The sequence below is a fragment of the Streptomyces sp. NRRL B-24572 genome (assembly GCF_002156145.1).
Taxonomy (GTDB): domain Bacteria; phylum Actinomycetota; class Actinomycetes; order Streptomycetales; family Streptomycetaceae; genus Streptomyces; species Streptomyces vietnamensis.
In genome coordinates, this window is record NZ_MWIG01000188.1 from 1 (window position 1) to 12,317 (window position 12,317).

Annotated in this window: 12 protein-coding genes and 5 tRNA genes; 10 read left to right on the top strand and 7 right to left on the bottom strand. The window is 70.3% G+C overall.

Annotation, left to right across the window (positions count from 1 at the left end):
- Window positions 1–305: metallopeptidase family protein (locus tag CCN56_RS12185; RefSeq protein ID WP_179199816.1), on the bottom strand; the 305-nt coding region annotated here is incomplete at its 3' end.
- Window positions 306–514: 209 nt separating this feature from the next.
- Here CCN56_RS12185 and CCN56_RS12190 point away from each other — a divergent pair.
- The 3 genes from CCN56_RS12190 (at window position 515) to CCN56_RS12200 (ending at window position 794) form a co-directional block, all read left to right on the top strand.
- Window positions 515–587, top strand: a tRNA-Glu gene (locus CCN56_RS12190).
- A gap of 37 nt (window positions 588–624) precedes the next feature.
- Window positions 625–698: transfer RNA gene (locus CCN56_RS12195), tRNA-Asp, on the top strand.
- Window positions 699–720: 22 nt separating this feature from the next.
- Window positions 721–794 (top strand) — tRNA-Phe (locus CCN56_RS12200).
- Window positions 795–1,067: 273 nt separating this feature from the next.
- Here the strand turns inward: CCN56_RS12200 and CCN56_RS12205 are convergent.
- From CCN56_RS12205 to CCN56_RS12215, 3 genes are all read right to left on the bottom strand, one after another.
- Window positions 1,068–1,400 (bottom strand): helix-turn-helix transcriptional regulator, encoded by a 333-nt coding sequence (locus CCN56_RS12205; RefSeq protein ID WP_086826389.1) that lies wholly within the window; start codon window positions 1,398–1,400, stop codon window positions 1,068–1,070.
- An 81-nt stretch (window positions 1,401–1,481) separates the two neighbouring features.
- Entirely contained in the window at window positions 1,482–2,483 is a 1,002-nt protein-coding gene (locus tag CCN56_RS12210; RefSeq protein ID WP_086826391.1) for a hypothetical protein, read from the bottom strand.
- Window positions 2,484–2,599: 116 nt separating this feature from the next.
- Window positions 2,600–3,046, bottom strand: coding sequence for a hypothetical protein (locus CCN56_RS12215; RefSeq protein ID WP_086826393.1), 447 nt, complete (start codon window positions 3,044–3,046; stop codon window positions 2,600–2,602).
- A 241-nt stretch (window positions 3,047–3,287) separates the two neighbouring features.
- Between CCN56_RS12215 and CCN56_RS12220 the strand changes: the two genes are divergently transcribed.
- The 6 genes from CCN56_RS12220 (at window position 3,288) to CCN56_RS12245 (ending at window position 7,710) form a co-directional block, all read left to right on the top strand.
- The gene (locus CCN56_RS12220; RefSeq protein WP_143664503.1) at window positions 3,288–3,779 is read left to right on the top strand and encodes a hypothetical protein; all 492 of its coding nucleotides are present in this window, start codon (window positions 3,288–3,290) and stop codon (window positions 3,777–3,779) included.
- 201 nt (window positions 3,780–3,980) lie between these two features.
- A complete protein-coding gene (locus CCN56_RS12225) occupies window positions 3,981–5,351 on the top strand; it encodes a peptidoglycan-binding protein (protein WP_256961931.1) in 1,371 nt (456 codons plus the stop codon).
- On the top strand, window positions 5,348–6,031 hold the full coding sequence (locus CCN56_RS12230) for an ABC transporter ATP-binding protein (protein ID WP_086826396.1): 684 nt from the start codon (window positions 5,348–5,350) through the stop codon (window positions 6,029–6,031). Before CCN56_RS12225 ends, CCN56_RS12230 begins: the two co-directional genes overlap by 4 nt.
- Window positions 6,032–6,033: 2 nt before the next feature.
- Window positions 6,034–7,275 (top strand): ABC transporter permease, encoded by a 1,242-nt coding sequence (locus tag CCN56_RS12235; RefSeq protein ID WP_256961932.1) that lies wholly within the window; start codon window positions 6,034–6,036, stop codon window positions 7,273–7,275.
- A gap of 265 nt (window positions 7,276–7,540) precedes the next feature.
- Window positions 7,541–7,614: transfer RNA gene (locus tag CCN56_RS12240), tRNA-Asp, on the top strand.
- A gap of 22 nt (window positions 7,615–7,636) precedes the next feature.
- A tRNA-Phe gene (locus CCN56_RS12245) sits at window positions 7,637–7,710 on the top strand.
- 95 nt (window positions 7,711–7,805) lie between these two features.
- Here the strand turns inward: CCN56_RS12245 and CCN56_RS12250 are convergent.
- Genes CCN56_RS12250 through CCN56_RS12260 form a run of 3 tightly spaced genes read right to left on the bottom strand, consistent with a single transcriptional unit; the run spans window position 7,806 to window position 9,777 of the window.
- Window positions 7,806–8,639, bottom strand: coding sequence for a cytochrome c biogenesis CcdA family protein (locus tag CCN56_RS12250; protein WP_086826398.1), 834 nt, complete (start codon window positions 8,637–8,639; stop codon window positions 7,806–7,808).
- Window positions 8,636–9,370, bottom strand: a complete 735-nt coding sequence (locus tag CCN56_RS12255) for a thioredoxin domain-containing protein (RefSeq protein ID WP_086826400.1) — start codon at window positions 9,368–9,370, stop codon at window positions 8,636–8,638. The genes CCN56_RS12250 and CCN56_RS12255 overlap by 4 nt, the downstream gene beginning before the upstream one ends.
- A 56-nt stretch (window positions 9,371–9,426) precedes the next feature.
- Window positions 9,427–9,777: a hypothetical protein gene (locus CCN56_RS12260; RefSeq protein ID WP_086826402.1), complete on the bottom strand. Its 351-nt coding sequence runs from the start codon at window positions 9,775–9,777 to the stop codon at window positions 9,427–9,429.
- Between the two features lie 140 nt (window positions 9,778–9,917).
- Here CCN56_RS12260 and hrpA point away from each other — a divergent pair.
- The coding region (gene hrpA, locus CCN56_RS12265; protein ID WP_086826404.1) for an ATP-dependent RNA helicase HrpA at window positions 9,918–12,317 on the top strand (2,400 nt) is incomplete at its 3' end.

The window sequence follows — 12,317 nt, forward strand, 5'->3', positions numbered from 1 at the left end:
TGGTGGGCGATCTCGTGCACGACGGTGATCTCGGTCTCCGCGACCACGTCCTCGCGCGACTCGCACATCCGCAGCGTCGGCCCCCGGTAGATCGTGATCCGGTCGGGCAGCACCCCGGCGTACCACTCGCCGCGCTCGGTCAGCGGCGTCCCCTCGTAGAGCCCGAGCAGCTCGGGGTCCTCCGGGGAGGGCTCGTCCTCGACGAACACGGCGACGTTGTCCATCAGCCGTGTCAGCTCCGGCGGGATCCGGTCCAGGGCCTCGGCGACAAGCTCCTCGAACTCCTCGCGCGTCATCTCCAGCACGGTCCCATTCTCCCCCCGCGCACATTCGGTTTGGTCCAGGTCCAGCGGCCGTAGTACAGTCTGGTCGTGCCCAAGGGCGCCGGTCAGGGCTTGACCGTCCAAAGCTCCACAAAGAGCCGAGGAGAAGCCGAACCCTCTGGGGGAAGCGGAGTCACATGCTTCTCACGTCCCTGGGACGCACGGACGAAGCAGAGCAGTACAGGCTACACGCCCTCATCGTCTAGTGGCCCAGGACGCCGCCCTTTCAAGGCGGTAGCACGGGTTCGAATCCCGTTGGGGGCACGCAACACCCGTGCGATACTCGTATCGCACACCAGATGGCTCTGTGGAGCAGTTGGTTAGCTCGCCACCCTGTCAAGGTGGAGGTCGCGGGTTCAAGTCCCGTCAGAGTCGCTGAAGCTGGAAACAGCTTCGTGGCTGGGTAGCTCAGTTGGTACGAGCGATCGCCTGAAAAGCGATAGGTCGCCGGTTCGACCCCGGCCCCAGCCACTGCATCGAATGCGCCCCGGACATGCCGTCCGGGGCGTTTTCGTTGCGCCCGAGTGGTGTCCGCCCGCTCGCGCCGGTTCACGGCCGGGCGTCGGGGCTCCCGCCCCGCCTTAGGCTCCAGCCCCTCGCGCTCCACCGCCCCCGTTCACGAACCGGTGCGGTACGCCCTCATCGCCGGCTGGGGGCCTGTGGCCGGCACCGCCGTGCACCGGCCGGTGACGGCGCCGGACGCCCATCGGCGCCGAACGTGTCACACGCTGCGGACCCCGTTGCTCAATTCCGATCGGTCGGTCCCACGGCGGCCCCGGCCGCCACGGGGTCCAGCCGGCGCAACGTGGCCAGCAGGCAGAGCTGGAGGCGGGAGAGCCCGCCGTGCTTCACCCGGAGGTTCGACACGTGGAACTTCACGGTACGGGGCGTGATGCCCAGATGGGCGGCGATCTCCGCATTGCTCGGCCCACCCCGCAGCAGGTCGAGGACTTTCTCCTCGGTCTCGGTGAGGGGGGGATCGAGGGCGAGCGCGTGGATGAGTAAGTCCGCGGCCGCCGGGGTGCCGACGTCCCCATCCGGCAAGCAGTCCCCGTCCAGCTGTTCAACAGAACGCATGAATCCCCCCCGGGGTCCAACAGCCGCACGGGTTGTCAGGTCCCGCACAATCCTGATGCGGCTGAATCGTAACTGACCCGATCAGCCGTTGAGTTGCGCTGCGAGGCGGAGCCGGTCCTGGGTCTGTTGCCGGAACAGGGCGAGGGTCTCGGCGTTCTCTTCCACCAGAAGCTTCTCGTACGCGCTCTGTACGGCGTAGCGGGTGCCGATGTAGTTGACCCGGGTCTTGCAGGCGACGTCCGCCTTGGCGATGGTGATGGCCCTGGGGCTGGAGAGCCCGCCTTGTTCCAGTCCCAGGTCCGACTGGACGCTGTCGGGACTGGAGGTGGTGAAGCCGGAATCAGCCATGCACTGCGACCACTTGGCCGTGGCCTCCCTCACCCTGGAGTCCTCCAGCGCCTTGGACTCGGCCTGAGCACCCAGATTGAAGACGAAGAGAATGTCGACGGAGCCCGGATTCGGGGCGTACAGCTTCAGAGCCGACTCGCGACCGCAGCCGCCGACGGGCACTTCCCGGCCGTTGACCATGATGCCGCTGCCCGGCGCCTTCTCCGCCTCGGCCTGCGACTTGGGTTCGTTGGCGGGGGCAGCCGTCTTGCCCTTCTTCTTCGCCTCGGCCTCGGCGACCAGGTCCACCCCGTTGAGCACCGTCTGGCCGGTCCTGCTGAGAGGGGGCAGCTGCTGCCTCTTGGCGGCTGCCGGGTCGGTTGCCCGGCGAGGGCTCGCGTAGCCGAACCGGGCGGCATCCTCCGCACTGGCCAGCCCGAAGATCCGTGATTTCGAGTCGTCCCGGCTCGGAGGCTGCGGGGCCGGGGGGGCGTACTCGAAGCCGAAGCGCTTCATGCATTGATCGATCAGACGATTCTGGGCCTTCTTCACCTGATACTGCTGATCGGAGGTGGTCTCGTATGCCGCGATGGGGAACTCAAGGCCTTCGGTGCTGCTCAATTTCTCGATGCTGCCGATGGCCGGTTCCTTTCCCGCGTCGTCGGCTGCGGTCTCCTCGCCCGTGCAGCTGCTGAGGGTCAGGGCGGCGGCGCCCACCAGACAGACGGCGGCCAGAAGTCGGGCTGGGAGAGCCATGGCGGGGATCCTCGCGGTCGTGGTGCGGGTAGCGTGGGGAACCCGCTGTCCCGCACGATAACGGCGAGCGGGACAGCGGGCGGTGAGAGAGACGGGCGCGTGCCGCCCGGTGCGGCCTAGTAGGGGGCGCAGTACTCGACGATGTAGCAGGCCGACTCGATGTTGTTCTTGAAGTTGACGCTCGCGTTCCCGACGTAATAGGCGGGGATTTCGCCGTGGTACGTGCCGCCGCTGTTGGGGCCGGTGTGGACGTACCAGGACTCGCCGGTGCGGTTCTTGTAGGAGGCGGTGTTGTTGCCGACCACCTGTCCCTTGCCGTTGCACGAGGCAGTGCTCGGGTAAGCCTTGAAGTTGTTGTTGTTGAAGTCCTGGTCCTTGTCGTACAGGTCGAAGACGCAGCCGCCCTGGTCCGAGTTGTAGTAGAAACCCATCTCTTCCGGGTCCAGGTAGCCGTCGTAGGCGACCGACGTGGCCGCCGCCGTGCCGGCGGTGGCCAGACCGAAGCTGCCGAGGGCGGAGGCGGCCAGCGCGACCGTGGCTACGCGGCGGGCGAGGTTGTTCATGAACAGAACTCCTTGCTGCAGAAGCGTTGTTACGCACAAGTGTGCGACGTGCCGTGCGATTACAGACCGTCAGTTGATCGCCGTCTACTGTCCCTTGGGCCAGTAGACGGTGGATCTCGCCACGTGGTGGGGTCAGTCGCGGCCGGTCCCCTTCTGCGGCGGACGAGCCCGAAAACGGCTGGGCGAGACATGCCGCAGAGCAACGACGCCGCCCCCTCCTCTCAGCAAAGCGGAGCTCCTCATGTCCTCCCCCACCCGCGTCACACGATCGCTGTGCGCAGCATTGCTGGCAGCCACGGTCCTGGTCGGATGCGGCGGTGCCGAGGAGGACGGCGCGGGCGGCGGGAGTGGCTCCAGCGCGAGCCCCGCGGCGGCCGGGAAGTCCTCGGCGGCGAGCGACCCGGAACGGGACTACTACGGGTGCCTGGAGAAGAACGGGGTCAAGATCGAGACCGCCGTCGACGGTGAGCTCCGTGTGGTCAAGAACGGCGGGAACGAGGCGGCGCTGGCCAAGGCCGAGGGGAAGTGCGCGGGTCTCCTGCCCGCGCGGGACACCACCGAGGGCGAAGGTGGGGCGGCGGAGGCGGACCCGGCCTTCGCCGCATGCATGAAGGCCGAGGGCTTCGCCACGTACGACAGGGCCGATCTCGACGGTCCCGACAAGGACGCCCTCACCGCGGCCGTGAAGAAGTGCCGCCCTGGCACGAGCGACAAGCCCGTCGTCGGCGGCTGACCGGCCCCGGCAGGACACGATGAAGCAGGCCTGCAGGGTGCGACGAGGAAACGTGATGAAGTGACCGCACAGACAGATGCTGGGGACGAGCCCGTTGTCACGACGCCCCAGGAGGTCGGGAACAGTGCCGCCGCAGACGGAGGTCCCGCCGGCGGGCTTGCGCGCAGGCGCCGTTGGATCGCCGCTGTCGCGGGTGGGGCGGTGCTGCTCGCGGGGGCCGGGGTGGTGGCGTCCACGCTGATCAAGTCGCCTTCGCAGGCAGCGGCGGAGGCAGGGCCGCCCGAGCGGTCGGTGTTGACGTCCCCCGTGGAGCACCGGGTGTTGACGTCGTCGGTCATCGTGCGCGGGCAGGTCGTCGCCGGACAGAGTGTGGATGTGGCGCCACAGGTGGCCGCCGCGGAGGGCGGTGCCGCACCCGTCGTGACCAAGTTGCCGGTCAAGCAGGGCGATCGGCTGAAGGCCGGGCAGGTGTTGCTCGAGGTCTCGGGGCGACCGGTGTTCGCCCTGCCCGGGCGGATACCCGTCTACCGCGATCTCAAGCCCGGCGCGGAGGGCGACGATGTACGGCAGCTGCAAAAGGCACTGCAAGGCCTGGGCCACAGCACGGGCGGCGATACCGCCGGGACCTTCGGAGAGGGGACCAAGGCCGCCCTCAACGCCTTCTACGCCGCGATAGGTTACGACCCGCTGCCGGCCGTGGACGACAAAGGGGCAGGGCTGAAGGCGGCCGAGGACGCGGTGACGGCGGCTGAGCGAGCGGTGGAGGAGGCCGAGGACGCCCAGACCGGGGACACCAAGGCCGGGGACACCAAGACCGGGGACACCGGGGTCAAGGGCACCGACGGCAAGGGGCCGGCGCGTGCGGTGCAGTACGCACGGGAAGACCTGGCGGAGGCGCAGGCCGATCTGGCTGCCGCGCGGGCCGCGTCGGGTCCTCGGCTGCCGGCCGGCGAAGTGGTCTTCCTCCAGGGCTTCCCCGCCCGGGTGGATGCGGTGCCGGGGCGGGTGGGTGCGCCCGTGAACGGAACGGTGCTGACGGTGTCCGGCGGGAAGCTCGCGGTACAGGCCTATCTGCAGGAGCACCAGAAGGGCCTGGTGCACAAGGGGCAGCGGGTGCAGATCTACTCGGAGCTCACCGGCATCGAGGCGCAGGCGAAGGTGGGTTCGCTGGCCGATTCGCTGACCGCGCCGGACAGCGGCAATGGGGGCGGCGGCGAGGGCGAGCAGGGCGGTGGGACGCAGGCGGCGCCGGGTCAGAGCGGCTATCTGCTGCGGGTCGATCCGGACAAGGCGTTGGACGCCCAGTTGGCCGGGCAGGATGTGCGGCTGACCATCGAGGCGGCCCGTACCGACGGCAAGGCGCTGGTCGTGCCCATCACCGCACTGACCGCAGGCGCCGACGGTCGGACCACGGTCACGGTGCTCCAGCCGGACGGCAGGCACCGTCGGGTGGAGGTGCGCACGGGCACCGCGGGCGACGGCTTCGTTGCCGTGGAGCCGGTGGGGACCGCCCGGTTGAACACGGGCGAGGAGGTCATCACGGGTGTGAAGAAAGGCGCAGTGGGGCAGTGACGCCGGTCATCGAGTTCCGCCAGGTCGGCCTCACCTATCCGGGGCCGCCGCCCGTGCCCGCCCTCAAGCCGTGTGAACTGCTCGTCGAGTCGGGGGATTTCGTCACCGTCGTCGGGCCTTCGGGCTCGGGCAAGTCCACCTTCCTCAACATAGCCGGGCTACTGGACGCCCCCACCCAGGGCACGTACCTCCTCGACGGCTACGACACCGGCGCGCTGTGTGACGCCGACCGAACCGCGCTGCGCGGTCGTCGCATCGGCTTCGTCTTCCAGTCCTTTCACCTGCTGCCGCACCGCTCGGCGCTGGAGAACGTCACCCTGGCCATGGTCTACAACGGCGTCCCCCGCGCCGAGCGGGCCCCGCGCGCCCGCGACGCCCTGGTCCGCGTAGGCCTCGGCCACCGCATCGACTCGCTGCCCACCCGGCTCTCGGGCGGTGAGCGCCAGCGCGTCGCCATCGCCCGGGCCCTGGCCGCCGGCCCCTCTCTGCTGCTGTGCGACGAGCCCACCGGCAACCTCGACACCGCCAACGCCGCGGCGGTCCTCGGGCTGCTGGACGAACTGCACGCCGATGGGATGACCATCTTGCTGATCACGCACGATCCGGAGGTGGCCGCCCGTGGCGCCCGCACCGTGGTCATCCGCGACGGTGTCCTCCGTGAGCAGCAGGTGGCCGCGTGAAGCTGCGCATCCGGCGTGGACGCGCCGCCGCCGGCGTCACCCCCTCCGTCTTCGCCCCCCGCGACCTGCTCGCCGAGGCCACGGCCGGGATGCTGCAGCGGCCCGCCCGCTCCGCGCTGACCGCGCTCGGCACGGTGCTCGGCGTCGGCACGTTCGTGGCGATCCTCGGGCTGACCGCGACCACCTCGTCCCAGATCGACGCCCGGTTCAATGCGCTGACCGCCACCGAGGTGACGATCGAGGAGACGGTGAGCGACCCCGACCAGCTCACCGGGCCCGCCTTCCCCGCAGACGCCGACGCCCGGATGCGCAGGGTGAACGGGGTCAAGGCCGCGGGGGTCTACTGGACCGTACGGGACGACCGGGCGGGCAGCGTCCGCTCCGCGCCCATCGGCGGCAATGCCGGAGGCGAGCGGATCGACGTCGTCGCAGCCTCGCCCGGCGTCCTGAAGGCCGCCGGGCCGACCCTGGCCGAGGGGCGGCTGTACGACGAGCGGATGGCCCAGGCCGGCCGGGTCGCCGTGATCGGCACAGGAACCGCGAGCCGACTGGGCATCACCACCCTGGAGACCCATCCCGCCCTGTTCATCGGCGAAGAGTCGTTCACCGTCGTCGGCATCGTCGACGACGTGGAGCGCAAGGCCGACCTGCTGCTTTCCGTCGTCGTCCCGCGCACCACCGCCGAGCAGATCTGGGGGGCTCCCGGCCCCACCGAGTCCAGCATGCTGATCGCCACCGAACTGGGCGCCGCCCAGCAGGTCGCCACCGAAGCGGCCACCGCGCTGCGCCCCGACCACCCCGAGTACTTCAAGGCCATCCCGCCCCCGGACCCCAAGACCCTGCGTTCCACCGTGGGCTCCGACCTGAGTCAGCTCTTTTTGCTGCTGGCCGGGATCTGCCTGGTCATCGGCGCGGTCGGCATCGCCAACACCACCCTGGTCGCGGTGCTGGAGCGGACCGGCGAGATCGGGCTGCGCCGCGCCTTGGGCGCCCGCGCCCGGCACATCACCGCCCAGTTCCTGGCCGAGTCCGGAGCCCTCGGCGCCCTCGGCGGCCTGGTGGGCACCAGCCTGGGCACCGTGACGGTGGTCGCCGTCGCTCTGGTCCGGGACTGGACACCGGTCGTGCACCCCGCAACCGTCGCCGCCGCCCCGCTGATCGGGCTGGTCACCGGCGTGCTGGCCGGCCTCTATCCGGCCTGGCGGGCCTCGCGCATCGAGCCGGTGGAAGCCCTTCGGCGCTGACCCGTGAGGCCTGCGGAGCCTCCCCGGAATGCCGACCGCGCCCCTGAAGGTTCCGCCCTTCAGGGGCGCGGCTTCTTTTCCGGAGCCCCTGGGTCACACCGGCCCGCGGCCGGGGGCAGGAAGCCACGGCGGGCGATGGAAACGGGGAGGCGTTTATCCGGATTCTCCGGCGTTTTCGCAGGTCGGAAAGGTGACGATTTCGGGTTCGCATCCCGTTGGGGGTACGCATCACCGTGTGCGAGACTAGTGATCGCACACAAAACAAGGTCCTGTGGAGCAGTTGGTTAGCTCGCCACCCTGTCAAGGTGGAGGTCGCGGGTTCAAGTCCCGTCAGGATCGCTGAGGTCGGCGACGACCTCGTGGCTGGGTAGCTCAGTTGGTACGAGCGATCGCCTGAAAAGCGATAGGTCGCCGGTTCGACCCCGGCCCCAGCCACAAAGAGAAGGCCCCGTTCGAAAGAGCGGGGCCTTCTTCGTGTCCCGGAATGCGGCGGTACGGGGAGGAGGGCGCCGTCCTCCTCCCCGTACCGCTCAGACCTCCTCGCGCCGCCGCGCCCTGCGGCCCCGCAGCGCGAACCCGAGGCCCACCGCCGCCACGACCGCGACGAGCAGCGCCCAGTCCGGCACCGACCGGCCGAGCGCGGCCACCCGCTCCTCCACGGCGAAGGACTCGTCCACCGACAGCAGGCCCGGCAGCGCCGTCGTCCCGTCGAAGACGAGGAAGAGGGTGCCGAGGGCGATGAAGAAGAGGCCCGAGAGCAGCGAGGTGGAGTGGACCTCGAAGCGGCCGATACGGAGCGGCCGGCCGCGCAGCCAGCGCCGTCGGCCCAGCTCGTACCGGTCCCAGAGCAGCGCCAGGACGAACAGCGGGACGGCCATGCCGAGCGCGTACACCGCGAGGAGCAGTCCGCCGTACGCCGGGCTGCCGCTCAGCGCCGCCACCGTCAGGACGCTGCCGAGGATCGGGCCCGCGCAGAAGCCGGCGAGGCCGTAGACCAGGCCGAGGGCGTAGACGGAGAGCGCCGAGGTGGGCCGGATGCGGCCGCTCGCCTCGGCGATCCGGCGGGAGGTGAAGCCGAGGCCGAGGATCTGGAGGACGCCGAGCCCGACGATCAGCCAGCCCCCGGCGGTGACGAGCAGGTCCCGGTGGCCGTAGAAGAACCGGCCCGCGAGGGAGCCGGCCGCGCCGAGCGGGACCAGGGTGGTCGCCAGACCCGCGTAGAGGATGCCGGTCCTGGCCACGAGCTTCGCGCGCGTGTCGATCGAATACGCGAAGAAGGCGGGCAGGAGCAGGGCGCTGCACGGGCTGAGCAGGGCGAGGAGGCCGCCGAGGAAGGCGGCGAAGTAGCCGATGCCGGAGGTCACGGGCGGTCCTTGGCCGTCTTCGCCGCCGCCTCGATGGCCTCCGTGAAGGTCTCCAGGGGCTGGGCTCCGGCGATCGGGCGGCCGTTGATCAGGAAGGACGGGGTGGATGTGGCGCCGAGCGCGTACCCCTGCTCCTGGTCCTTGCCGACGGCCTCCCGGGCCGCCGCGCTGTCGCTGTCCTTCGCGAACCGGCCGAGGTCGGACACGCCGGCCTCCTTCGCGAGGGCGGCGAGGCGCTCCTTGCCGAAGCCCTTCTCCTTGGCGCCCTCGGCGTAGGCGGCCTTGTGGAACTCCCAGAACCGGCCCTGCCGCCCGGCCGCCCAGGAGGCGCGGGCGGCGTTCTCCGACTCCTCGCCGAAGATCGGGAAGTTCCGCCACTCGATGCGCAGGACGCCCTTCTCGACGTACTTCTCCACCAGGACGGGCTCGGTGTCGCGGGCGAACTTCCCGCAGTAGCCGCATTTGAAGTCGGCGTACTCGATGAGCACGACGGGCGCGTCGGCGCGGCCGAGGGCGAGCTTGTCGGAGGCGTCGCGGCGGGCGTAGGCCTCCAGGTCGGCGTAGACGCCGGCGGAGGGGTCGGCGGAGACCTCGGCGACGGACGAGGAGCCGGAGGCGCCGGGGGACGCGGGCCTGGTGGCGGTGTACGAGGCGACGCCGGCCAGCACGGCGACGGCCGCCACCGCGGAGACGATCATGATCTGCTTGGACTTGGACGCGGACTTGGACATGCGGAAGCGCTCCTGAGGACGGGAGAGGGGACGGACGGCGGAGGACGGCCGTCCGTCTACACCCTCAGGACCGACAGCTCCACGTGGGACGGCGGTACGCGCGCGGGTGGCTCCCGCCCCGGCGACGCGGCCGGATCGGCCTGGTCCGGCTGCCGGACCCCGCACGGGAGCCGGTCGGCGGCCAGGGCCGGCAACAGCTCGGCGAAGCCGTGCGCGCGCGGCGGTACGACGGGGCCCGCGGCCCCCTCGTCGGCGGGATGGCCGGGATCACAGCCGGGCACGGCGGCGCCCAGGACGACCGGGGCCGCCCCCGGAGCCGTACTCGAAGAAGCGCCGCAGCCCAGGAGGCCGAGCACCAGCCCCAGCAACGCGGCGAACGCCGCCGTCGCTCGGATGGTGCGGAACATGCGAAACCTCTCCGGTCCGGTCGGCGTGCCCGAAATAGTACGCAGTCCTCGCACCCGGCCCGGGAAGCACCCGGCCTCCGGGAAGCCGCTCGTAAATGGGTTCGCCGCTTCTCGTCCGCAGGTGCGATCCTGGATCCCGTATGTCTACTTCCTTCGCCGCCCTCCAGTCCGTCCTGGCCGAGGTCTCGCTGCGGGACTCGCACCGGCTCGGCCGCCGTCTCGAAGGCGCCCGCCGCATCCGCAAGCCCGAGGCCCGCGCGGCCGTCCTGGACGAGATCGCCGCAGAGGCGGCCAAGGCCAAGGAACGCACCGACGGGCGTGCCTCCCGCGTGCCCGCGGTCACGTACCCCGAGCAGCTGCCCGTCTCTCAGAAGAAGGACGAGATCCTGGAGGCGATACGCGACCACCAGGTCGTGATCGTCGCCGGTGAGACGGGTTCCGGAAAGACCACGCAGATCCCGAAGATCTGTCTGGAGCTGGGCCGGGGCGTCCGGGGCATGATCGGGCACACCCAGCCCCGCCGGATCGCCGCCCGCACGGTCGCCGAGCGCGTCGCCGAGGAGCTGAAGACCCCGCTGGGCGAGGCCGTCGGCTGGAAGGTCCGGTTCACCGACCAGGTGAACCCGGACGCGACCTTCGTGAAGCTGATGACGGACGGCATCCTGCTCGCCGAGATCCAGACGGACCGCGAGCTGCGCGCGTACGACACGATCATCATCGACGAGGCCCACGAGCGGTCCCTCAACATCGACTTCCTGCTCGGCTACCTGGCCCAGCTGCTGCCGAAGCGCCCCGACCTCAAGGTCGTGATCACCTCCGCGACGATCGACCCGGAGCGCTTCTCCCGCCACTTCGGCGACGCCCCGATCGTCGAGGTCTCCGGCCGTACGTATCCGGTCGAGGTCCGCTATCGCCCGCTCCTCGAAGAGGACGGCGAGGAGTCCGACCGGGACCAGATCACCGCGATCTGCGACGCCGTCGACGAGCTGCAGAAGGAGGGACCGGGCGACGTCCTGGTCTTCCTCTCCGGCGAGCGGGAGATCCGCGACACGGCAGACGCGCTGATCAAGAAGAAGCTCTTCAACACCGAGATCCTGCCGCTCTACGCCCGGCTCTCGCACGCCGAACAGCACCGGGTCTTCCAGGCGCACTCCGGCCGCCGGATCGTCCTCGCGACGAACGTCGCCGAGACCTCCCTGACCGTCCCCGGCATCAAGTACGTGATCGACCCGGGCACCGCCCGCATCTCGCGCTACTCGCACCGGACCAAGGTGCAGCGCCTCCCGATCGAGCCGGTCAGCCAGGCCAGCGCCAACCAGCGCAAGGGCCGCTGCGGCCGTACGAGCGACGGCATCTGCATCCGCCTCTACTCCGAGGACGACTTCCTCACCCGTCCGGAGTTCACGGACGCGGAGATCCTCCGTACGAACCTGGCCTCCGTCATCCTCCAGATGACCGCGGCCGGCCTCGGCGACATCGAGAAGTTCCCCTTCATCGACCCGCCGGACCACCGGAACATCCGGGACGGCGTGCAGCTCCTCCAGGAGCTCGGCGCGATCGACCCGGCGGAGAAGGACCCGAAGAAGCGGCTCACGCAGCAGGGCCGGAAGCTGTCCCAGCTGCCGGTGGACCCGCGGCTCGCCCGGATGGTCCTGGAGGCCGACAAGAACGGCTGTGTCCGCGAGGTCATGGTGATCGCGGCGGCGCTGTCCATCCAGGACCCGCGCGAGCGGCCGTCCGACAAGCAGGCGCAGGCCGACCAGCAGCACGCCCGGTTCAAGGACGAGACGAGCGACTTCCTCGCCTTCCTCAACCTGTGGCGGTACGTCCGCGAGCAGCAGAGGGAGCGCGGATCTTCGTCCTTCCGCCGGATGTGCAAGCAGGAGTACCTGAACTTCCTGCGCATCCGCGAGTGGCAGGACATCTACGCCCAGCTGCGGACGGTCGCCAAGCAGATGGGCATCCATCTGAACGAGGAGGACGCGCCGGAGCAGTCCGTGCACGTCTCCCTGCTCTCCGGCCTGCTCTCCCACATCGGTCTGAAGGACGTGAAGGAGTCCAAGGACGGGGCGAAGGACGGCTCGCGCCGCGAAGGCGGCCGGAACGAGTACCTGGGTGCGCGGAACGCCAAGTTCGCGATCTTCCCCGGCTCCGCGCTCTTCAAGAAGCCCCCGCGCTTCGTGATGTCCGCCGAGCTGGTGGAGACCTCGCGGCTCTGGGCCCGGGTCAACGCCCGGATCGAGCCCGAGTGGATCGAGCCGCTCGCGCAGCACCTGGTGAAGAAGACGTACAGCGAGCCGCACTGGGAGAAGGACCAGGCGGCCGTGATGGCCTTCGAGAAGGTGACGCTGTACGGCGTCCCGATCGTCGCCGACCGCAAGGTGAACTTCGGGCGGATCGACCCGGAGGTCTCCCGCGAGCTGTTCATCCGGAACGCGCTCGTCGAGGGCGACTGGCGCACCCACCACAAGTTCTTCGCGGACAACCGCAAGCTGCTGACCGAGGTCGAGGAGCTGGAGCACCGGGCCAGGCGCCGGGAC